This window comes from Enterococcus sp. LJL99 (genome assembly GCF_054871725.1).
Window position 1 is genome coordinate 13,671 of sequence record NZ_JBTXLT010000018.1, and the last position, 23,334, is coordinate 37,004.

Sequence of the window (23,334 nt, forward strand, 5' to 3'; positions counted from 1 at the left end):
ATTTTATCTTTCGCGCTTTTATTCTTATTAATTGTTTGGTATGGTTTACCTGTTAACAAATAGTTTGTTTGCACAAAGATTTGCATTTTTTAATAGGAAGTGGAGGGATTTTATCATGTTCAGTTTCGTAGCTATAGCATCAATTGTCTCTGTTTTAGTTATAAAAGGCGGTGTTTAATTTTTTTCGACGTAACCATTAAATTTGTCGAAAATAGTCAAACATATAATTTTAGTACAAAAATAAAAAAATAGTAGAAATATGTAAAAAAACGCGCGCTCTATCATGGTGGACTGGTCATCTACCTAATGATAGAGTTTTTTTGATTCTCATTTAAATGCAAGTAATGTTCCAACAATCGATTAATATCTAAAAGTTAAGGATGATAGTTATCAATATCTATTTAATAGAGGATAAAATAAAAATCGCTTTTCCAAACTCTTATGAGATTTTTAAAAGATAGTGAAAAAGACTTGTCAAATTTATCTTTGTTCGTCATACTGATAAACAGGAACAAGGAAAGGAAGAAAAACATGTTTTATAGATTTATGCGAGGGGTCGTTCGTGTAGTATTATTTATTATTAACGGAAATGTTCGTTATGAGAAGAAAGACAGGCTTCCAGAAAATGAAAATTATATTTTGGTTGCTCCACATAGAACTTGGTGGGAACCTTTATATCTAGCCGTTGGAGGTACTCCAAAAAAATTTAGTTTTATGGCAAAGAAAGAATTGTTTAAAAACCCTATATTGAGTTTTATTTTAAAACATGCGAATGCATTTCCTGTGGATCGAGATAAACCTGGACCGAGTGCAATCAAAACGCCAGTTAAAACTTTAAAAAATACAGATTTAAGCTTAATTATGTTTCCTAGCGGAACTCGTCATTCATCAGATTTAAAAGGCGGCGTGGCATTAATTGCCAAAATGGCTAAAGTTCCGATTGTTCCCTCTGTTTATCAAGGACCTTTAACACTGAAAGATCTTTTTAAAAGACGCCGTGTGACAATTTGCTTTGGTGATCCTATTGATGTTAGTGATATAAAAAAAATGGATAAAGAAGGAATTGCTGAAGTTGAACGCAGAATGCAAGTAGCTTTTGATCAATTGGACAAAGAAGTCAATCCTAATTTTACTTATACGATTGAAGATAAATGATTCAATTATTTTCTGAAGAATTCATTGATTCGTATTAATGGAGGATAAGGTTTTTAGCTCTTAATTTCACTTGCAGTAGATAGAAATCGAAATTGTTTTATATTAAAAATAAGAAAAATCAAAGAGGTCGATTATTCGTTTTTGTCTCTCTTTGGTTTTTCTTTTGTTTCTGTTTACTTATTTGCGATCAAATTTGTTATAATAGTAAGAAGGACTTTTTTTGGTGGTGGACGAATCAATGGTTATACATAGAGAAAACGTTATAGCTAGGAACAACATATATTTAAAAAGTAAAAATAAAAAGTATCAGGATGCTAGTTGTAAATTGGAGGTGAGTCGATGAAGTGGAGTATACCAGAAAGAATTGTGGATCGTGGACGCAACTATATGAAAGAAGGTCGTGTGATTTCCGTTGTACAAGATCATTCAAAAAAAGTTTGGCATGCAGAAGTTTTAGGTAGAGAACGATATTTGGTTCAACTTGATGGCACAACAAAGGAAGAAGATCAATGTGAATGTCCTTATTGGGAGGAACATGGTTATTGTAAGCATACGGTAGCAGTAGAATTGTATTTGCGCCAAAAAGGTCTTTCTAGGGTGATTACAGAAAAACAAGTAGAAGTACTCCAAAAAAATGATACTTCCTTAGCAAAAATGTTCACTAAAGGATTCGAAAAACTAACTCAAACTTCGCAAGAAACAGCTGTTTCTCCTTTGCATGTGGAATTTTGTTTAGATGCGCTTGAAACGAATAGTTACTATCCAGAGCTATCAGTTTTAGGCATATCTTTGCGAATTGGCAACCAAGGGGTAAAACCTAAAACATATATTGTAAAAAACATTGGCGAATTTTTATCTGCATATCAAAAAAGAACGTTATTCATGCTTAATAAGAAGCATCAATTCGATTTAGGTGAAGGTAGTTTTTTAGCAGAGGACCAAGAAATTTTAGAGCAACTAGCAGCGATTTACCAGACGAGTCAATTGTTGACCTCAAATGGGGTTCAAGTAAAAGGAAAATTGGAAAAACGCTATTTGATTTTACCAATTGACCAAGACAAACAATTAGTAACTAAAATGTGTGCAACGAATCATTTTTATATGAGTGATGGAAAAAATAAATATCGTCAACTAGTTTTTAAAGATGAGCCATTACCAATTCGTTTCAGTGTTGATAAAGTGGATGAAGATACCTATCAGTTACAAATCTATAATTCATTTACACTATTCTTATCCCACTATTATTGGGGTTTTAAGCAAAATGAAATTTATCAAGTGACGCAAGAGCAAGAAATGATTTATTTAACTTTAGTCCAATTACTTAAACGAGTGGATAAACCACAAATTGTATATAAAAAAGAGGAATTATCTGATTTGTTCAGCTCGGTTATTCCGCTACTTGAAAAAATTGGATCTCTTTCCATTAGTCCAGCAGTTGAACAAACCATTGTTTATCATCCATTACAAGTTCTTTTTGTTTTTCGAAAGATAAAAGGAATGATCAAAGTCAGAGTAGATTTTATGTATGGAGATGTTGTTTTTTCATCGGATTCATCGTTTACAACTAAAATTGAAAAGCAACAAGAGGTTATTCGAGAAACGAAAAAAGAGGCAGAAATTCATTCAATGTTGGAAAAATTTAATTATCGAAATATTGCTGAAGGTTATGAGAAAGAATTACCTGCTGGCGAACGATTATATTATTTCTTTAAAGCCGAAATTCCAACTTTTCGTAAAATGGGCGAAGTGATGATGGGTAAAAAATTACGAGAACTCTTTTTAGATGCCCAACAACATCAACCAACTATTGAAGTATCTGATTCTGATTCATGGCTGGATGTTCGTTTTGATATCTCGGGAATTGCAGAACAGGAAATCGATGCTGTTTTGGCTAGTTTATTACGAAATGATCGCTTTTATACGCTTGAATCTGGCGAAATTTTATCTTTTGATTCGGAAGAATTTTATCAAACGAGTGAAATTTTAACGTTATTGCGAAAAAATATGAAGAATGTTCAAGGAACCATCCAAGTTCCTAGAAATCAAGGACTTGTTATTGAAAATATGCTAGAAAAAAAGGTCAATACTCATTTTTCAGACTCCTTTAAGCAAATGGTCAGTAATTTAACTCAACCAGAAAATTTTCAAGTTGAAGTTCCTAAAGGAATTCATGCTACATTGCGAAATTATCAAATTGAAGGTTTTAGATGGTTAAAAATGTTGAGCTATTATCAATTTGGCGGTATTTTAGCAGATGAAATGGGTTTAGGTAAAACGGTACAAACGATTACGTATCTTGTTTCTGAAAAAGAAGAGGGGATTTTAAAAGGGCCTGCCTTGATTGTTGCGCCTGCAAGTTTAACGTATAATTGGGCAGCTGAAATCAAAAAATTTGCACCAGATTTAAAAGCAGTTGTAGTGTCAGGGAGTAAAAGTGAACGGCAAAATATAGTGGAAAAAGAGAACTTAGATATTTTGATTACTTCTTATGCAAGTTTAAGACAAGATATTGAAATGTATCAAGCCCTAAATTTAGGCTATTTGATTTTAGACGAAGCGCAGATGGTCAAAAATAGTAGTACAAAAACAGCTCAAGCGTTAAAGAGTCTTAAAATACCGCAACGATTTGCTTTAAGTGGAACTCCAATAGAAAATAATTTAGATGAGCTATGGTCGATTTTCCAGATGATTTTACCAGGTCTATTTCCAACGAAAACGGCTTTTAGGAGCATGCGACCAGAAGAAATTGCCAAAATCATTCAACCATTTATTTTACGACGAGATAAAAAGAATGTGCTTAGCGATTTACCAGAAAAAATTGAGGCAAATTTATACAGTGTTTTAACGGAAGAACAAAAAACGGTATATTTAGCTTATTTAAAACAAATGCAAGAAGATGTGAGTAAAATGGACCAAGCCGCGTTTAAGCAAAATCGTTTAAGTATTTTAGCGGGCTTGACTAGATTACGGCAGATTTGTTGTGATCCGCGTTTGTTTATTGATGAATATACAGGTGGTTCAGGAAAGCTTGAACAAGTAAAAGATTTATTGGTGAGTGCGAAAGAAAATAATCGCAGAGTGTTGCTCTTTTCTCAATTTACCAGTATGTTATCGATTATCGAAAAAGAATTAAATGAGCTGGGGCTGACTACTTTTTACTTAAGAGGTAGTACAAAACCGAAAGAGCGAATCAAAATGGCTGATGCGTTTAATGAAGGCGAACGAGATATCTTCCTGATTTCCCTAAAAGCGGGTGGAACGGGACTGAATTTAACAGGTGCGGATACGGTTATTCTCTATGATCTTTGGTGGAATCCTGCGGTTGAGGAACAAGCTGCTGGGCGAGCTCATCGTATGGGTCAAAAAAATGTCGTTGAGGTTTGGCGGATGATTGCCGAAGGAACCGTCGAGGAAAAAATGAATTCATTACAAAAAGAAAAAAGAGAGTTGTTCCAAAAGGTAATTCAAGGAAGCGAAGAACAGTTATCTAAACTAACAGAAGATGATATTCGTAGTATATTAAGTATTGGAGAAGAACTTTCTCCAGAAATATAAAATTGCGCAAAAACATGGCTAGTAGCTTTTGAGTGCAAAATCACAATGAATAGAAAAATGCTACGGCGAATAGTTTCGTTATTTAGCTGGACATAGGTACTTCTAAATAGTTTTCGGACATTCCTTAGCTATGTTTTCTCAAAAAGGAGGAACAATAGTTGAACTATTTTATTCGTAATAGTAGAGAAGTTTTGCTAGAAAATGAATGGTTTCATGTTTATTTAGATAATATTACAACTAAAAATGGGTTTAATTTTCCTAACTACTATGTGATTGATTTTCAAAAGGAATCTGTAGCAACTGTGATTCAAAATGAAAAGCAAGAAATTTTATTTGTAAACGCGTATCGCTATATCTCTGATAAATTAAGCCTAGAAATTCCGGCAGGAAATATTGAACCTGGAGAAGAGCCTTTTAAAGCTGCTGAAAGAGAGTGTTTAGAGGAAACGGGGTATGTAGTATCTCTGCAAGAAAAAAGCTATTCGTATTTTCCGAGTAATGGAAGTTCAAATCAAAAGTTTCAGCTGTTTTTTGGTAAATTAGCTGAAAATCAAAACCAGAAAAATGAAATAGATGCAGCTGAAATAAATTCATGTTTATGGATTGATTGTAAAAAAGTCAAAGAGATGATTATGAATAATCAAATTAAAGATGGTTTAAGTTTAACAGCATTGTTAGTTTATTTTTCGTTGTTTGATTTGGATAAAACTAATTGAAAGGAAGAGGAAGACAACGTTTTTTTGACTGTTGTCTTCCCTTTCTTTTTTTGATTATTAGTAAAATTTCTAAGGCGATTCGTACTAGAAATTGGTTTTGGATAAGCAATAAACCTTAGAGTAAATTAGTTATGAATTATTTTTTTTATTGTTGGCAACAATTGATCGAATGCGTTTATTTCTGCCTTAATTTCAATCTCTTTATTAGGATTTTTTCGTGAACGATGATTAAACCAAAGCCCTTGCCAACCAGCATTCGCAGCGCCAATCATATCATTTTCAAAACTATCTCCTACATACAAAGTATTTGCTGGAATCAAATCGATTTTTTGGGTAGCAAGATTAAATAACTCCACTTGCGGTTTATGAAAATCGGTATCTCCAGAGACTAGCATATGTTTATGGGGAATCCATTTTTCTAAGGCTAGTTGCTGAATTTTTTTTTGTTGATGAAGTGAGGGACCGTTTGTAATCACGCCCATCGGAATCTTGTTTTCTTTTAAATAATCTAACACTTTAATTACTTCTTTATGTATGTTAATTTGATTTAATTCTTCTTCATAAGCTGTTTGAAAGGCGACTCCTTGTAATTCTGTTATAGCTGGATAGTTTAAGTCTTTAAGTGCTTCGTTGATACGGTAGGTACGCATTTGTTCCATTGACCACTCACCAGAAGTTGATTTTGAAAAAGAGCCGTCGCTATGAAAACGAAAACGAATATAAAGTTTGTCAAAATCATTTGATGAAACATGAGGGAAAATTTTTCGAACTGTTTTTTCAAATGGTTCTTGTTGGTCATAAATGGTATCGTCTACATCAAAAATAATGGTTGTTATCAAAAGAATTCCTCCAAAAAAAATTTAGTATTAAAGTCAGTTTATTTGAGTCAAATTAATTTTTGTGATTGTTTGTTTTAATTAACTAAAATGATTCTCTTTTCGTTAATTATCGCTTTTTTACAGTATATTCGATAAAAGAGACGAAAGTAAAGGAGAGTTTTGCATTAATTTATAAATTAAATAGAATTTTCAGACAATTTCTAGCTTATTTGTGATGAATTTAATCGTTTTTCTTTGCGATTATTTATACTTTACGCTGATTGAACTGTTTTTGTTCATTGTTTATTTCTTTACATACTGTGCTTTCATTGCGTATAATATGGCTTGTTATACAACGAAGGGGGAATTAGATGTTAAAGCGATTTTTTAGTTATTATCGGCCTTATAAGGCTTTATTTATATTAGATTTTGGTTGTGCGATTTTGGCAGGTCTTTTAGAGTTGACCTTTCCAGTGGTAGTTAATCAAGTAATTGATAAAATTATGCCAAAAGGTAATTTTAGATTGATTGCGCTTGTCTGCGCGGGCTTGTTTTTATTTTATTTAATCAACACTTTTTTGCAGTATATCGTTGTGTTTTATGGTCATAAATTAGGGGTAAATATCGAAACAGATATGAGACAAGAGCTATATGAACATTTGCAAACACAGCCATTTGAATATTATGATAATCAAAAGACAGGTAAGTTGATGAGTAAATTGACGACTGATTTGTTTGAGATTTCTGAAGTGGCGCATCATGGACCAGAGGATGTTTTTATTACCGTGATGACTTTAATCGGCGCCTTTATTTTGATGCTCAGAATACATGTTCAATTAGCTTTAGCAACATTTATTTTGTTACCATTTATAACGATTGCTTTAGTTTTTTTCAATAAAAAAATGACAGATGTTAATACGAGAATTTACGATAATTTAGGTGATTTTAATGCTGGGGTAGAAGCTTCTGTTAGTGGCGTTCGTGTAACACAATCATTTGCTAATGAGCCATTTGAACGTCACCGATTTAAAGGGCTAAACCAAGCCTATAGACAGTCTAAAATTCTTTTTTATAAAGTAATGGGAATTAGTTCTGCCTATAACTATTTTTTGATTCGCTTGATTAATTTGTTTGCGTTAATTTTCGGAGCGTATTATACAATCAGAGGCGAAATTACTGAAGGAGCTTTCGTTGGCTTTATTTTGTTATCCAATGTGTTTATTCGTCCTATTGAAAAAGTTAATACGATGATTGAAAGTTATCCGAAAGGAATTGCTGGATTTAAACGTTTTACAGAAGAATTAGATAAAAAACCAATGATTCAAGATGAGCCTAATGCAATGAAAGTTGATCATTTAAATGGTGATATTTTGTATAAAGATGTTTCTTTTTCTTATGCGGATTCAAAAAAAGTATTGAGCAATATTGATTTGCATATTATTCCTGGAGAAACGGTTGCTTTTGTAGGGCAAAGTGGTTCTGGGAAAACAACTTTATGTAATTTATTGCCAAGGTTTTACGATGTTACGGATGGAGAAATTACGATTGATGGTATCAATATCAAAGAAATGACATTGGCCTCTTTGAGAAGTCAAATCGGGATCGTCCAACAAGATGTGTTTCTTTTTCCAGGAACGATTCGAGAAAATATTGCCTATGGGAAATTAGAAGCAACAGAAGCGGAAATTTTACAAGCAGTAAAATTAGCTCATTTAGAACATGTGATTGAAAATATGTCGGATGGGTTAGATACGATTATTGGCGAACGAGGAATAAAACTTTCAGGTGGACAAAAACAACGGGTTGCAATTGCTCGAATGTTTTTGAAAAATCCTCCTATTTTGATTTTAGATGAAGCAACATCCGCTTTAGATACAGAAACAGAGCAAGTGATTCAAGAATCGTTGAATTCATTAGCAGAAGGTCGAACAACAATGATTATTGCGCATCGTTTGGCGACGATTAAACATGCAACAAGAATTGTAGTAGTTAGTGATAAGGGGATTTTAGAAGAAGGAACGCATAAAGAATTATTGGCAAAACATGGTCATTATCGCCGTTTATATGAAGCTCAATTTGGTAAGAATTTAAAGGAATGATTTATATTCTACGAAAGAAAAATAGTGTGAAAGATAATGGGCACATTATTGAGAGATTAACTAATCCATATTTGGTTGCTGCATCATTATTTTTGTCATTTTCTACTTGGTTTATAAAAATCTAAATAAATAAGCAAAAATTCACGACAATTGATAGTGGATTTTTGCTTATTTTTTTTATCATTAATAGTTAACGAATAAAAATAATCTGTTTACTTATTTACGTCTAGGCTTTCTACCTAAACCAATGCCATTTTTCATTCTTTGGAGCGTTTTATTTGCGACTAGACGAGCTTGTTCAGCTCCTTGATCTAAGATGTCATCAAGTTCATCTGAGGCCAGCAATTCATGGTATTTTTCTTGAATTGGAGCAAGTAATGCGACAACAGCTTCACCAACATCTGTTTTGAATTCGCCGTACCCTTTTCCTTCGTATTCAGCTACCAAGTTATCGATTGAGCGATCGGTTACAACTGAATAGATACTCAATAGATTTGATACACCGGGTTTATTTTCTGGATCATACTCGATGATACCAGTAGAATCAGTCACTGCCGATTTAATTTTTTTGCGAATCACAGCCGGCTCATCAAGCATTGAAATATATCCTTTTGGATTTGAATCAGACTTACTCATTTTACTGTTCGGGTCTTGTAGACTCATGACGCGACCGCCTTGTTCGGGGATTTTCACCTCAGGCATAACTAAAATCTCTTGATTTGGTTGACTGTAACGTTTATTGAATCGTTCAACAAAATCACGGGTCAATTCTAAATGTTGCTTTTGGTCATCACCCACAGGAACAAGATTTGCATTATATAAAATAATATCTCCAACCATCAATGGTGGGTAAGTCAAAAGACCTGCACTAACACCTGTTCGACCATTTTTTTGTGATTTATCCTTAAATTGAGTCATGCGTTCTAACTCACCAATCGTTGTGTTGCACTGAATAATCCAAGCTGCTTCAGCGTGAGCAGAAACCTCAGATTGAATAAAAATAGTCGCTTTACTTGGATCTAGGCCGACAGCTAAGTATAAAGCAGCTAAACTACGAATTTGCTTACGTAATTCGATTGGGTTTTGAGGAACAGTAATCGCGTGCTCATCCACAATACAAAAGTAGCACTCATAATGATTTTGCAAATCGATAAATTGTTTCATTGCACCGATGTAATTTCCAATTGTTGGGATTCCACTTGGTTGAATTCCTGAAAAAATAGTATCCATATTTTACCATCCTAATTAATTAATAAAAGTTGTTTCTCTCTATTATACTCTTATTGAATCAAAAAAAGAAGAAGGAGACTAAATGGGAATATTCAATTTCAATTATCTATGAGAAAATCCATAAATTTATTGTGATTTATATTTATTTTTTCCATACATTTAATGATAAAAAGAGGAAAGAAAGCTTTTAAAGTACAAAAAAAATAAAAAAAGCAATAAAGTATGAATTTTTTTGAAAATAGTCTAGTATTTTTATTTGTAATTAGGTATACTTAATTAAAATAAGAAATTAGAATATTTCTTATTTCAAAACTATGGTAATGACCATAAAAGGAGTGATGCACCATGTTGATACTTTATACTTCCCCAAGTTGTACATCATGCCGTAAGGCGCGCGCATGGTTACAAGAACATGAAATTCCATTCAAAGAAAGAAATATTTTCTCAGAACCATTGAATATTTCTGAATTGAAAGCAATTTTGCGAATGACTGAGGATGGGACGGAAGAAATTATTTCTACTCGTTCTAAAGTATTCCAAAAACTTAATATGGATTTGGATGATCTTCCATTACAAGATTTGCTTACGCTAGTTAAAGAAAATCCAGGATTGTTGCGCCGACCAATTATGATTGATGAAAAAAGATTACAAGTTGGATTCAATGAAGATGAAATTCGTCGTTTCTTACCAAGAGGTGTTCGTCAGTTAGAGTTACGTCAAGCACAATTGATGGCAGGTTTATAAAAAATAGGTTGAGATAGAGATAGAAGCGGTTGGCCTTGAAAATAATTCGTACGAGGGGCTTTTTTCTCACCTTTTGATTGTTTTTTTAGTCTGGGACAAAACTGTTTTAAAGTTTTGTCCCAGCTTTTTATATATACTGATTAAAATGGTAGGGTTTTGGTTTTCTATTTTAGAAAGTTTGCTTGGAATAAAATTAGAGAAGCGAAAAAATGGGAAAAAAAATTTTAATTTCATAATAATCTTACTTTTTTCTTTACATTTGGCTAGATTCCGCTACAATGTAGCTAAGAATAAGTTTCCAGATTGAGCAAAAGCGAGGTGTAGCGATATGGAAATGGAACATATTAATGAAAATACAATTAGAGTTCTGATTGGTAATGAAGATCTTGCTGACCGAGGAATTACTTTTCTGGATTTATTAGGAAATCAGAAAGAAGTCGAAAATTTCTTTTATAGCATTTTAGAAGAAGTTGATATAGAAGATGAATTCCAAGGAAGCGAAGCGGTCACATTCCAGGTTTTACCAAAAAGTGATGGGTTAGAGTTATTTATTAGTAAAAACGCATCATTAGATGAAATCTCAAGTTTTGAAGGGTTTAATGACTTGAATTCTGAAGAAGTGAGCAATATGATTCGAAAACAAATCGAAGAGGATTTTGTAGAAGATTCCAAGGAATTTGCTGACGATACAATTAAAACGTATGTTTTTCAATTAAGTGATTTTGAAGCGATGGTGCAACTCTCAAATGAAGTTTACCTGCAATCTGTCATGACAAATTTATATACTTTTAAAAATAACTACTATTTACAAGTTATCTTTTTATTGGATGAAAAGGGAAAACATGAAATTGATAATGAGGTCGCTCAGCTTTTAGAGTACTCTAGTTTATCGCCAATTACTTCTGAAACTCTAACAGAATATGGTACTTGTGTTATGGAACGAAATGCGTTGGATTTAACACGTTACTATTTTAATTAAGCTTAGAAGATCTATCTGTTTAGTATGAATTACTAAAAACTGAAAATCAGTAAAACGATTGTCAGTTTTTGTTTTATACGATTACAATAAGCCGGAACTTACCATGAATTGTTTTACAAATCTGGTAAATCTCGGCTTTTTTTATATTTAGTGATTAGACAGAAAATCAGTCGTTGAAAGCTAAAATTATAGTTGATTAACTATCTTTCAGGTTTTTCTGAAAAGGTTGCCCAAAAAGTGGGAATATTCATTTCATCTAAAAATCCTGCACCATTTGTATCTTCATAAAGATCTTTTAATTGGAATCCTGCTAATAACTGTCCGCGGATTTGGTCATTCAACGTATGCGAAAATTGAATTCCAGTTTCTTTGAGATTGATTTTAGCCATTAATGCTGGATTTTTTAAAGGATTATAAGGTAAACGATTAACAACATGTTTTTCATCTGGTTCATCAAATAAATAGTTTATTCCGTTGTCTAAGCCAGCAAGTAGACGACCACCAGGTTTTAGAATCCGGAAGCATTCCTGCCAAATGGGTTGAACTTCTTCGACGTAACAATTAGAAACGGGATGAAAAATCAAATCAAAATGATTAGTAGGAAAGGGCAGTGGTTTTGTCATATCTGCTTGAATAGTCGTAATTTGATAGCCTTCTTGAGTAGCTATTTTCAGTTCAGAATTAATTTGTTGGCTTGAATAATCTAAAATGGTACAATCAGCTCCTAAAGCAGCGAAAATAGGCATTTGTTGACCACCTCCAGAAGCTAATCCAAGAACTTTTTTATTAGTAAAATCTGAAAAGAACCATTCTTTAGGGACTGGAATTGTGGGAGTCAGAACCATTTCCCACTGACCTTTAGTAGCATCTAAATATTGTGTATGGGAGATTGGAATTCCCCATTCCCAACCATCAGCAACCCAAGCATCAATTGTTTTAGCATTTTCTTTTGTATAATCCATCTATTTCACTCCAGTACGATTAGTTTTATTTTAACGTTGTTAGTATCAAATTAGCATGAAAAGCTATTTGATTCAAGATGTTCAATTTTTATTTTATCATAAATAGATAGAAGGAATAGAGAACGAGATTTTTCGTATACTTTTGTTTTTCACTATCTAAGTTGTTTTTTGCTAAGGAATAGCCAAATAAGTTAAAATAGTTTGAGTTTTTTGATAATTGAAGGAGAGAGTAGTATTGATCAAATTAGTTTCTGTCAACGAAAATGAATTAGAGCTCATTCAAACGATACAAAAACAGGCATTTAAAAAATTGTACGAAAAATATCAAGACCATGAGACATCACCTTATAGACAGACGATGATGTCCACGAAGAAAAAGTTTTTTGAAGAAAACAATTATTATTTTTTTCTAACGAAAGAAGATGTCAAGATTGGTTTTGTAAGAATTGTTGTGGATGTTGAAAGGAAAACTGGTAGGATTGCACCGATTGCAATTAGACCAGTTTTCGAAAATAAGGGGTATGGTAGCGAAGGGTTATCAGCGATTGAAAATCATTTTAGTGAGATAAAAATATGGCAACTATCAACAATTTGTCAAGAAGGTAAGTTAATTCATTTTTACGAAAAAAATGGTTATCAGCAACTTAATACTGTAGAAAAGATTAATGAAAAAATGGATGTTGTTTATTTTGTTAAGGGATTATAGGACTTAGTAGATAGACAGGTAAAGAATTTTTTTCAATCGAGTTTATTTCTGAGAGTTAATATCTTAGTGTTTTTTTGACTTCGTCATTCACAGAATTATTTTATATCAAGCAGACTAAACCAAACGAATGCATCTAGCATTTAGCCAAATAAAAAAACCTGAATGTTTCTAAATAAATAGGAATTTAAAAAGATTGGCTCTATAATAATTTGTGTTGGTGGATATTCCTAAAGGAAAACCCATCAACACTTTTTTGAGTGTTCAAACACAAAAAAAGGAACAACAAATTGATAAAATGAAATCGACTAAAACCACAAATTATCAGAAAGGTTGTTCCCTATGGATAAGAATACCAGAAAGTTACTTGGACTAACAGATAAACATCTCTCCTTCGGAGAGGATTGGATTGAATACAGAAAAACAAAGGGGATTCAATCTCAAGTCATCAAAGCAACGTTTACTTATATTCCGACATATTGTGAACATTGTGGTATAAAAAATCAAGGATAAATTATTAAGAACGGGTATCATTTGACACGCGCTCAGTTGCCTGTGTTTAATGGGCGCTTGACTTTCTTAGAACTGAGACGCTCACGGTTTCTTTGTCATGAGTGCGGGAAAACCTTTCATGCACATACTGATTTGATTGAAGAACATCATCATTTATCAAAACAACTTTGTCTTCAAATCATGCTTGATTTAAAAAAGAATATCTCTAGAAAACAGATTGCTCAAAAGCATTTTGTTTCAATGGATATTGATAATAAATTCACAAGTAAGCGCTTGCTTGGAGGTATATTTTACTGATGAAGTGAATCATTTCCTATCTCTTATATTATAATAAAGTGATGAGAGGGTATCAAGCGTTTTCTAAGATATCGTCATAAAAAATGAATAATAAATAAAAGAAAATGATTATTTTAGCGTATATTTATTACGAGGTGATAATATGTTAAATGCAATGACAACTGAACGGAAAATAGAATCTTTATTCAATCTTTCACGAGATGAAATTGATAAATTGAAACAATCTCGTTATTTTTGTCCAGCATGTGAAGCGCCCGTTATTATTAAAAATGGTCAGGTAAAACGGCCTCATTTTGCTCATTATAAAACGAGTGACTGTTTTAGTTCATCAGAAGGGGAGACAGAAGAGCATCTTGCTTTAAAAGAAATACTAGTAAAGTGGTGCATAAAAGAAAAAATTTCCTTTGAAGTAGAACCCTATCTAGCACAACTAAAGCAACGCCCGGATCTATTGATTGAGAATCTAGCGATTGAAATTCAATGTAGTCCACTATCCTATAAAAGAATGTACGAACGAACACAAAATTATTTGAATTATGGGTATACGCCTATTTGGATTTTGGGAAATAAATTAGCTCCAAAAAAGAAATTTACAGAATCATCGAAAAAATTTTGTTATTTTTCCTATCGTTTAGGCTTCTATCTTTGGCTTATCGATTGGCATAAACAAGAAATCTGTCTATTATTTCATATTGAAGAAGATTGGGCGGGGACTATTTATTATACAAGTAAAAGATGGCCTTTTTTTACAGAAGGACTGCTTGCAGTTTTTCGTTATCCTGAGAAAGCAAAAGTTTATAGTAGAAGAAGTTATGATGCAAAGCAATTTATGAAAAGTTTTTATCAAGATTTAGAAGAAAAATTAGTGAGAAGAAATGAAGAATTTAGAAAGATACAAGCCTTTTTTTATCTACGATTTCAACATATTTTAAATTTACCTTTTTGGTTTTATTATCCTGGTATTCGCTTATTTGGATCAAAAGGTTCAGATTTGATGTTAAAACAGAAACTTTGGATGATTTTAGAGCAAAAAACTAAAAATAAATTTTCTATCAATCAAGTTGCTGCTTTTTTTCATGATGAAATCAAGCAAGAAGAGGAATCTTTTTTTTATGATTTTCCAAGTATCAAAAAAAATGAGTTGGAATTGATTTGTTTTAATCAATTGATAAAACAATGGGTAGAATGTGATCTATTGATTAAGGAAAACAAATGCTATCAAGTGAATACAGCTTGTTTAATAAATAAACAGGATTCGTTGAAGACGTTTCTGTTCGAGAATAAAAATAAAAGCGTAAAGACTGCTACTCCTTTTAAAAATATGATAAGATAAACTATAAATATAAAAAAGGAGCGAGCGCTGTGAGCGAAACCAAACAATTACCAAATCGATCTGAATTGTCAGAAGAAATGACGTGGGATCTAACTAAAATTTTTAAAAGTAATCAAGACTTTGATCAAGCTTTTAAGGCACTAGAACAAGAAATTCAAGAAATTTCGAAATTAAAAGGAAGTTTGGATAAGGGCAGTCAATCCTTCTTACAGGCAATCGAAGGGATGTTAAGTGTTTATCGTAAAATTGAAGTAATCTATGTGTATGCGCACTTAAAAAATGATCAGGATACAGCAAATACTGAAAATCAAGGACTTTATGCTAGAGCTAGTTCATTATTAGCACAGGCTGGTGAAGCTATTTCATGGTTTGAACCAGAAGTATTGACTTTAAGCGATGAGCAAATCGAAGCCTATTTTAGAGAAAATTCTGGATTAGACGGATTTAAGCATTTCGTTGATAATATTTTAGCTGATCGTCCTCATGTTCTTTCGGCGGATCAAGAGGCGTTATTGGCGGGAGCTGGGGAGATTTTTGGCGCTTCTAGCAATACATTTTCAATTTTGAATAATGCTGATTTGAAATTTCCAGTAATCAAAGATGAAAATGGAGAAAAAATTCAGCTTACTCATGGTGTATATGGTCAGTTAATGGAAAATATTGATCGTTCTGTACGAGAAGCTGCCTTTAAAGGACTATATAGTGTCTATGAACAATTTTCTAATACCTTTGCTTCAACTTTAAGTTCTCATGTTAAAGTGCATAATTATAAGGCAAAAGTTCGCCATTATTCATCTGCTAGAGCAGCTTCATTGAGTAACAATCATATTCCTGAGTCTGTTTATGATACATTAGTAGAAGTGGTCAATAACCATTTACCGTTGTTACATCGCTATGTGAAGCTACGCAAAAAGATGTTGAACTTAGATGAAGTCCATATGTACGATATGTATACGCCGATTTTGGGTGAAGTTTCAATTAAATATTCGTACGAAGAGGCTAAAGAAAAAGCGAAACAAGCTTTAGCTCCGCTTGGTACAGAGTATTTGAATGTTATTGAAGAAGCGTTTGCTTCTCGTTGGATTGATGTCGTTGAAAATCAAGGGAAAAGAAGTGGTGCTTATTCATCAGGTGCTTACGATACGGCTCCATATATTTTGTTGAATTGGCATGATAGTTTAGATCAATTATATACATTAGTTCATGAAATGGGTCATAGTGTGCATAGTTATTTTAGTCGAAAAAATCAGCCTTATGTCTATGGCGACTATTCTATTTTTCTAGCAGAGATTGCTTCAACAACAAATGAAAATATTTTGACAGAGTATTTGTTAGAAACAGAAGCTGATCCTAAAGTTAGAGCATATGTATTAAATCATTATTTAGATGGTTTCAAGGGAACGATATTCCGTCAAACTCAATTTGCAGAATTCGAACATTTTATTCATGAAGAAGATACAAAAGGAACGCCATTAACAAGCGAGTTTTTAAGTGAGAATTATGGTAAGCTGAATGAAAAATATTATGGTTCTGGAATTGTTCAGGATGAGGAAATTTCCTTAGAATGGTCTAGAATTCCACATTTTTACTATAATTATTATGTATTTCAATATGCTACTGGTTTTTCTGCAGCTTCTGCTTTGGCAGGAAAAATTTTATCAAAAGAGGATCAAGCATTAGATAAATACTTGACTTATTTAAAATCTGGAAGCAGTGATTATCCAATCGAAGTGATGAAACGTGCAGGGGTCGATATGACAAAACCGCAATATATTGAAGATGCAATGACTCTATTTGAACAAAGGTTAGATGAATTAGAAGCATTGATTCAAACGCTATAAAAAATAATAAACAGTATAAGACTACAACTTTTTTAAGTTAAAGTCTTATACTGTTTATTATTATAGTAATAGCGTCACTATAATAAGTGTAAATGCTTATTGTTCTCTTCTTGATCAGAATACTGATATAAAGAAAAGTTTTCTGATAGAACGCATAATTTGTCTTTTTTCGTTTCACAAAGTCGCTTGATATCTTCAACTGAACGACAATTTTCTACTAAAACACCAAAATCTCTTTCACATGCATAATTATAAACAACTGCTGATGGATGCGTAACAATGCCCATTTCTCTGGCAATTTGTTGATCTGTCTGGAAAGATTCTTTGACAAAATTAGATTGACGATCAGAGCGAAACATATCCAAATCTCCGCCTGATTCTACCAAGAGTGTCTCTGATAATTCAGGAGAGTATGGAATATGGTCGACTGAATTTGCTTTTTGTAAACCTAGTAACAAATGACGACCTTTCTTTTTACCTTGTAGTTGGGCTGCTTTATAGTCTAGTGCAGCAGAATAAATATTCTCAAATAAATTGTTTCTTTCATCAATATCATTAGAATTGCTTGTTTTCATTAACCGATCAATTGTCTTCATATTTACAAAAGGAATAAACCGAAACTGAATTTTCTTATTTTGAGTTTCGATAAATTTCAAAAGTTCCTTTTCTAGATTTAGACAAATGTTTCCCAAAGGATTAACGAATAAATAGATTTCAATCATTCATACTTCCTCCAATTTGACTCTTTAATACCGACGCCTTTTTTAGTTTTCTTAACCCACTATGGTGGGTCGTTTTTTTACTTTTAACCAAATTTAGAACTAGCTAACATTCGTTGTATTTTATTTTGAGCTGGTTTTTCTGTTAAATCCAACTGATCTAATAACAAAAGGAAATCAGCTTTTCCATGAATACTATTAACTACTTCTAATTCTAATTCGAAGTCGTGTTGTTGGTTATACCAACTTTCATCTAACGCGAGTAAACCTTGGGGAAGTTTTTTTTCTGCTCGTTTGGTTTTTAAACTACCAATCAGACGTAAAGCCGATGGATTAATTCCGAAACTGATTAATTTATCATAAACAAATCCTTCAAGGGGTAATCTTTCATTAGAGATGATGTGATGTGCTTGCTGAAGTGAAAGAATATCCGTTGTTTCTAATAAACCAACGATTTCTGGAGTTTTTAAAGTTAGCTCTGCGCTGTTGGAAAATAGTCGAACTCTTAGCCCGCTATTTTTTTGTTTAAGTATAAAATCGATTGTATCAAAGTAATGATTTTCTTGCATAAAAAAATCATTTTCTTCTAATCGAAAGTAGTTCTTTAGTCGTGAAAAATCATTTTTTGATATTAATGTTTTGAACTCTATCTCTAGGTTTTTACTCACTAAATTAATCCTACTTTCCTATCTTTCTTTTAAATTCTACATATTTTAACTAAATCCGTCAAGAGAAGTGAACTCGAAGTTAAATAAATAAATGTATAGACTTAATCAAAAATTCCTTTTTTAAGTGGGGATATGGTAAAATATACTTTGAATCAAATTCAAAAGAAATTGAGGAATGGCAATGGAGAAAGAGTGGGAACTTTTTCTAGCACCGTATGAACAGGCTGTTGGAGAAATGAAAGTAAAATTAAGGGGCATTCGTAAACAATTCAGAGAACAAAATAAACATACCCCTATTGAGTTCGTTACAGGGCGAGTGAAGCCAGTCGATAGTATTTTGACAAAAGCGACATTACGTAATATTCCAATCGATCGTATAGAAGAAGAGATGCAAGATATTGCGGGTCTTCGAATCATGTGTCAGTTTGTCGACGATATTCGTCAAGTAGTCGATATCATTCGAAATCGAAAAGACTTACAAATACTCCAAGAGAGAGATTATATAACAAATAAAAAAGAAAGTGGTTATCGTTCCTATCATCTAGTAATCGAATATCCTGTGCAATTGATTACAGGTGAGAAAAAAATCTTAGCTGAAATTCAAATTCGAACCTTAGCGATGAATTTTTGGGCAACGATTGAACATTCTTTAAATTACAAATACCAAGGAGTTTTTCCAGAAGAAATGAAAGTTCGTTTGCAGAGAGCCGCTGAAGCAGCATATCAATTAGATGAAGAAATGTCAACGATTCGTGAGGAGATACAAGAAGCGCAACATTTTTTCTCACACGGGCGTGGAAAAGTTGATGACAGTTATTATCAGTTTTTCTCAGAAAATAAAAACGTAGTTGAAGATCAGGAGGAGTAATTATGAGGGTAGCTATTGTTCATAATAATGAAGCAAAGTCGCAAAAAGTTACTCGTCATTTGTTGATGCTTTTCAAAAAAAATCATATTGAAGTCGACGAAGTACAACCAGAATTAGTTATTTCGGTAGGCGGAGATGGCACGTTATTGTCTGCTTTTCACCGATTTAGTCATCGATTGCATGAAGTCAGTTTTTTGGGAGTGCATACAGGTCATTTAGGTTTTTATACAGATTGGCGTGATTATGAACTGGATGAATTGGTAGAGAGCTTACTTATAGAACAAGAAAAAAGTATTAGTTATCCGTTATTAGATGTAAAAATAACTTTTAGAGATAATAAACCGAATAAACATTTTTTAGCTTTAAATGAATCAACAATCAAACGAAGTAATCGAACGATGGTTGCGGATATATTCATTAAAGATGAATTATTTGAACGTTTTCGAGGAGATGGATTATCGATTTCGACTCCGACAGGCTCAACTGCTTATAATAAAAGTATTGGTGGTGCTGTTTTGCACCCTAGTATTAATGCTTTTCAATTAGCTGAAATAGCTTCGTTAAATAACCGAGTCTTTCGTACATTAGGTTCGCCCATCGTGATTGCCAATACGGAACATGTGACGATTAACCTACAGGAGAGTAATGATTATTTAATTACTGTCGATCAATTAGATATTTATCAAGAATCGATTGCATCTATCCAATATCGGATTGCCGACGAAAGAATTCATTTTGCATCTTATCGACATATGCCTTTTTGGCGTCGTGTTAAAGATGCTTTTATTAGTGAGGATTAAACAAGAATGGAATTTAGTTGGCAGTATAATAAACAAGAGCCGCAACAAATTAAATATTTTTTAAAGGAACAAGGGGTTTCTAAAGGTCTTTTAGCAAAAATAAAATTTCAAGGTGGTCGGATTGAAGTTGGTCAAGAGAGGCAAAATGTTTTACACGAATTGATTTTTGGCGATACAATAAAAATAACAATTCCTGATGAAAAAGAGCATGAAACCTTATTGTGTGATGACAAGCCAATTTCGATTGTTTTTGAAGATGAGCATTATTTAGTTGTTGAAAAACCAGCTGGAATCGCTTCTATTCCATCACAATATCATCCAAATGGAACTATGGCGAATCGAGTGAAGGCTTATTATAAACAAAAAGAGTATTCAGATCAAGTTGTTCATGTCATTACAAGATTAGATCGCGACACGACAGGGCTGATGCTTTTTGCCAAACATGGATTTGCTCACGCAATGTTGGATCAGGAGCTACGGCAGAAAAAAGTTATCAAAATATATCAAGCACTAGTAAGCGGTGATTTAAAGAAATTAAGTAATCATGAAACGATTTGTTTACCGATTGGGAGAGATTATTCTTCTATTTTGAAAAGAACAATTTCTCAAGATGGGCAGACAGCGCAAACAGAGTATTGGTTAGAGCAAGTGACTGAGCATGCTGCGTTAGTTCGAATCCAATTGCATACAGGAAGAACGCACCAAATTCGGGTTCATTTTGAAGCACTTGGCTGTCCTTTGCTAGGAGATGAAATGTATAACGGAGATTTAGAGCAAGGGATTACTAGACAAGCACTTCATTGCTGTGAATTGAGTTTTACCCATCCATTTTCGAAACAAAAAATTCATCTAGTATCTCCTTTGCCAGATGATATGAAAAAAATCGTTGAACAATTATAGCAGAAAGGGGCAGACTCATGAATGAGGGTCAAGAAATAGAAGAACATTTTGCTCTATTGCTAGAAGCTTTACAAAAGCAACAAATGAATGACTTTCGTGAGTTGTTCTTGTCTCTTCATATATATGAACAAGGACAATTTTATCAGTCGTTGAGCGCAGAAGACCGTCAGTTGCTATATAATTATTTATCACCTAAAGAATTAGCTGACATGTTTGATATGATTGAAGAAGATAATGAGAACATGAAAGACTATTTGGCTGAAATGCGTCCAAATTATGCAACTGAGATGCTATCAGAGATGTTTACAGATAATGCGGTCGATTTGTTGAATATGTTGGATAAAAGTCAAAAGGCAAAATATTTAAGCTTAATGAGCTTAGAAGATGCTGGCGAGATAAAAGAATTGCTTCACTATGAAGATGATACGGCCGGCGCAATTATGACGACGGAGTTTGTTTCGATTGTTGCGAATCAGACGGTTCGTTCAGCGATGTATGTATTAAAAAATCAGGCAGATGTAGCCGAAACGATTTATTATGTTTATGTTGTTGACCAAGAAAATCAATTGGTAGGTGTTATTTCATTACGTGATTTGATTGTTAATGATGATGATACTTTGATTGCAGATATTTTAAGTGAGCGTGTTATTTCTGTTCATGTTGGAGATGATCAAGAGGATGTTGCGCAAACGATTCGTGATTACGATTTCCTAGCGGTACCTGTTACAGATTACGAGGATCATTTGTTAGGAATTGTAACCGTTGATGACATTATTGATGTTATCGATGATGAAGCCGCCAGTGATTACTCTGGACTAGCTGGAGTAAATATCGAAGAGGTTAGCGAAAATCCAATCAAAGCCGCTTCTAAACGATTACCGTGGCTGATTACCTTATTATTTTTGGGGATGTCAACGGCAACTTTGATTAGTCATTACGAAGCATTAGTAAGTGAAGCTAGTATATTAGCTGTTTTTATTTCACTGATTACAGGTACCGCAGGAAACGCAGGAACGCAGTCTTTAGCCGTTGCCGTACGTCGTTTAGCTGTAACCGATGGTAAGGAGAGTAACTTTTTTCGTTTGATTATTAGTGAAGTATTAACTGGATTGGTAACGGGAGCAATCACAGGACTATCGATTTTTGTCGTAGTAGGGGTTTGGCAACGAAACTTCCCGTTAGGTTTTGTGATTGGAATGGCAATGTTATGCGCGATTACTGTAGCGAATTTAGCAGGTAGTTTGATTCCAATGTTGATGGATAAGTTAGGGTTTGATCCAGCGGTTGCAAGTGGTCCATTCATTACGACTTTAAGTGATTTGACCAGTGTTTTGATTTATTTTAATATTGCAAGTTTGTTCATGCAATACTTTGTTTAGCTATAGTTACTTAGATAAAAAAACCCGAATATTGGTAATCGTTTTTCGACTCCTAACAATGTCAAAAGATTCACGAATATTTCGGGTTTATTTTGTATGGTTGCGCTCTAAAATAATGTGGCTGTTTGTCTCAACCTCCTAGTTAGCCAACGATTTTAGTTCCATGAAGTTCATTTACGGCTAATTCAGTTGCAATCGCAGTCGCATTTTTAGCTGTGATACCACCGCCAGGTAGAATGATAATTCTTTGGTCAGCATAGGCTACCAATTTTTTTAAATGGGGTAAATTTTCTTCAATAGTTGTTCCCGCGGCTCCGCCATGTGTTAGGATTCGATCAACATGGTGATCAACGAGCCAATCAATGGCTTTAAATTGATTTTCTAGCGACAATAAGTCAAAAGCCATATGAAAGGTGATTTGTAGACCTTCTGCAGTTTCAATTAACACTTCCAATGCTTCTTCATCTAACCAGTTATCCTTCGTTAAACAACCAAAGACGACACCGTCTGTACCCATTTTTTTTGCTTCAATTAAATCTGTATGCATGATTTTTAATTCAATATCATTATAAATAAAATCGCCACCGCGAGGACGAATCATTGTCATAATCGGCACACTTTTTTCTTCAGCATACGCTAATGCTTCTTCAATGACTCCAGCACTGGGCGTTGTTCCTCCTACGGTAAGGTTATCGCATAATTCAATGCGTCCCGCACCATTTCGAATCGCAGTGGGAATGTCTGTGAAATTTTCTGCACAAAACTCTCTTAGCATGTCTGTCACTCCTCAAAATATAGTATCAAAAGCATTGTATCATAATTGTTAGTATTGCCAAAATGTCGATAAAACTGTAAGATGAAAAGCGATAGAGGATGTTGAGCTATGGAATGGTTGAAAAGGATTAGTCTAGGTGGATTATTCAGTGATTTTGTTAGAAATTACAAAAATAATCATCAACTTTATATTCAATGAGTTTTTCTACCAATAAATCTCGACTAAATGGTGTATATCTTTGTTATTATATTTTCAATCACTTCAAAAAAATTCTTTGGTG

General features: G+C 33.2%; 21 protein-coding genes. 15 read left to right on the forward strand and 6 right to left on the reverse strand.

Annotation, left to right across the window (positions count from 1 at the left end; translation table 11 throughout):
- The first annotated feature begins 531 nt into the window (after window positions 1-531).
- The 3 genes from ACYSNW_RS17115 (at window position 532) to ACYSNW_RS17125 (ending at window position 5,426) form a co-directional block, all read left to right on the forward strand.
- Window positions 532-1,155, forward strand: coding sequence for a lysophospholipid acyltransferase family protein (locus tag ACYSNW_RS17115; protein ID WP_461746574.1), 624 nt, complete (start codon window positions 532-534; stop codon window positions 1,153-1,155).
- A gap of 339 nt (window positions 1,156-1,494) precedes the next feature.
- Window positions 1,495-4,710, forward strand: coding sequence for an SNF2 helicase associated domain-containing protein (locus tag ACYSNW_RS17120; protein WP_461746576.1), 3,216 nt, complete (start codon window positions 1,495-1,497; stop codon window positions 4,708-4,710).
- A gap of 158 nt (window positions 4,711-4,868) precedes the next feature.
- Window positions 4,869-5,426 (forward strand): NUDIX hydrolase, encoded by a 558-nt coding sequence (locus ACYSNW_RS17125; protein ID WP_461746578.1) that lies wholly within the window; start codon window positions 4,869-4,871, stop codon window positions 5,424-5,426.
- A 125-nt stretch (window positions 5,427-5,551) separates the two neighbouring features.
- Here ACYSNW_RS17125 and ACYSNW_RS17130 read toward each other — a convergent pair whose 3' ends face one another.
- Window positions 5,552-6,265 (reverse strand): HAD family hydrolase, encoded by a 714-nt coding sequence (locus tag ACYSNW_RS17130; RefSeq protein ID WP_461746580.1) that lies wholly within the window; start codon window positions 6,263-6,265, stop codon window positions 5,552-5,554.
- Between the two features lie 350 nt (window positions 6,266-6,615).
- Between ACYSNW_RS17130 and ACYSNW_RS17135 the strand changes: the two genes are divergently transcribed.
- Window positions 6,616-8,343, forward strand: a complete 1,728-nt coding sequence (locus ACYSNW_RS17135; RefSeq protein ID WP_461746582.1) for an ABC transporter ATP-binding protein — start codon at window positions 6,616-6,618, stop codon at window positions 8,341-8,343.
- Between the two features lie 216 nt (window positions 8,344-8,559).
- Here ACYSNW_RS17135 and trpS read toward each other — a convergent pair whose 3' ends face one another.
- Window positions 8,560-9,573, reverse strand: coding sequence for a tryptophan--tRNA ligase (trpS, locus tag ACYSNW_RS17140; protein ID WP_461746584.1), 1,014 nt, complete (start codon window positions 9,571-9,573; stop codon window positions 8,560-8,562).
- Window positions 9,574-9,918: 345 nt separating this feature from the next.
- Between trpS and spxA the strand changes: the two genes are divergently transcribed.
- Together spxA and ACYSNW_RS17150 are read left to right on the forward strand one after the other, a co-directional pair.
- Complete coding sequence (spxA, locus tag ACYSNW_RS17145) at window positions 9,919-10,317, forward strand: transcriptional regulator SpxA (protein WP_461746586.1); 399 nt, start codon at window positions 9,919-9,921, stop codon at window positions 10,315-10,317.
- 328 nt (window positions 10,318-10,645) lie between these two features.
- Window positions 10,646-11,296: an adaptor protein MecA gene (locus ACYSNW_RS17150; RefSeq protein ID WP_461746587.1), complete on the forward strand. Its 651-nt coding sequence runs from the start codon at window positions 10,646-10,648 to the stop codon at window positions 11,294-11,296.
- Window positions 11,297-11,496: 200 nt separating this feature from the next.
- On the opposite strand, the gene ACYSNW_RS17155 is transcribed toward ACYSNW_RS17150, so the two are convergent.
- A complete protein-coding gene (locus tag ACYSNW_RS17155) occupies window positions 11,497-12,258 on the reverse strand; it encodes a class I SAM-dependent methyltransferase (RefSeq protein ID WP_461746589.1) in 762 nt (253 codons plus the stop codon).
- Between the two features lie 235 nt (window positions 12,259-12,493).
- On the opposite strand from ACYSNW_RS17155, the gene ACYSNW_RS17160 reads away from it, so the two are divergent.
- From ACYSNW_RS17160 to pepF, 5 genes are all read left to right on the forward strand, one after another.
- A complete protein-coding gene (locus ACYSNW_RS17160) occupies window positions 12,494-12,964 on the forward strand; it encodes a GNAT family N-acetyltransferase (RefSeq protein WP_461746591.1) in 471 nt (156 codons plus the stop codon).
- Window positions 12,965-13,303: 339 nt separating this feature from the next.
- Window positions 13,304-13,474, forward strand: a complete 171-nt coding sequence (locus tag ACYSNW_RS17165) for a transposase (RefSeq protein WP_461746593.1) — start codon at window positions 13,304-13,306, stop codon at window positions 13,472-13,474.
- A 21-nt stretch (window positions 13,475-13,495) separates the two neighbouring features.
- Window positions 13,496-13,771, forward strand: a complete 276-nt coding sequence (locus ACYSNW_RS17170) for a hypothetical protein (RefSeq protein WP_461746595.1) — start codon at window positions 13,496-13,498, stop codon at window positions 13,769-13,771.
- A 142-nt stretch (window positions 13,772-13,913) separates the two neighbouring features.
- A complete protein-coding gene (locus ACYSNW_RS17175) occupies window positions 13,914-15,104 on the forward strand; it encodes a competence protein CoiA (RefSeq protein WP_461746597.1) in 1,191 nt (396 codons plus the stop codon).
- Window positions 15,105-15,133: 29 nt separating this feature from the next.
- Window positions 15,134-16,945, forward strand: a complete 1,812-nt coding sequence (gene pepF, locus ACYSNW_RS17180) for an oligoendopeptidase F (RefSeq protein ID WP_461746599.1) — start codon at window positions 15,134-15,136, stop codon at window positions 16,943-16,945.
- A gap of 77 nt (window positions 16,946-17,022) precedes the next feature.
- On the opposite strand, the gene ACYSNW_RS17185 is transcribed toward pepF, so the two are convergent.
- Window positions 17,023-17,667 carry a DsbA family protein gene (locus ACYSNW_RS17185; protein ID WP_461746601.1) on the reverse strand — a complete coding sequence of 215 codons (645 nt, stop codon included), beginning with the start codon at window positions 17,665-17,667 and terminating at the stop codon, window positions 17,023-17,025.
- 83 nt (window positions 17,668-17,750) lie between these two features.
- Window positions 17,751-18,332, reverse strand: coding sequence for a CYTH domain-containing protein (locus ACYSNW_RS17190; RefSeq protein ID WP_461746603.1), 582 nt, complete (start codon window positions 18,330-18,332; stop codon window positions 17,751-17,753).
- A gap of 181 nt (window positions 18,333-18,513) precedes the next feature.
- Here ACYSNW_RS17190 and ACYSNW_RS17195 point away from each other — a divergent pair, with 181 nt between their 5' ends.
- From ACYSNW_RS17195 to mgtE, 4 genes are read left to right on the forward strand one after another with little or no spacing between them, the layout of a single operon-like run.
- On the forward strand, window positions 18,514-19,200 hold the full coding sequence (locus ACYSNW_RS17195; RefSeq protein ID WP_461746605.1) for a GTP pyrophosphokinase: 687 nt from the start codon (window positions 18,514-18,516) through the stop codon (window positions 19,198-19,200).
- Window positions 19,201-19,202: 2 nt separating this feature from the next.
- Window positions 19,203-20,000, forward strand: coding sequence for an NAD kinase (locus ACYSNW_RS17200; RefSeq protein WP_461746607.1), 798 nt, complete (start codon window positions 19,203-19,205; stop codon window positions 19,998-20,000).
- 6 nt (window positions 20,001-20,006) lie between these two features.
- Window positions 20,007-20,900 carry an RluA family pseudouridine synthase gene (locus ACYSNW_RS17205; protein WP_461746609.1) on the forward strand — a complete coding sequence of 298 codons (894 nt, stop codon included), beginning with the start codon at window positions 20,007-20,009 and terminating at the stop codon, window positions 20,898-20,900.
- Window positions 20,901-20,917: 17 nt separating this feature from the next.
- A complete protein-coding gene (mgtE, locus tag ACYSNW_RS17210; RefSeq protein ID WP_461746611.1) occupies window positions 20,918-22,279 on the forward strand; it encodes a magnesium transporter in 1,362 nt (453 codons plus the stop codon).
- A 142-nt stretch (window positions 22,280-22,421) separates the two neighbouring features.
- Here the strand turns inward: mgtE and ACYSNW_RS17215 are convergent, their stop codons facing one another.
- The gene (locus ACYSNW_RS17215; RefSeq protein WP_461746613.1) at window positions 22,422-23,054 is read right to left on the reverse strand and encodes a copper homeostasis protein CutC; all 633 of its coding nucleotides are present in this window, start codon (window positions 23,052-23,054) and stop codon (window positions 22,422-22,424) included.
- Window positions 23,055-23,334 lie beyond the last annotated feature (280 nt).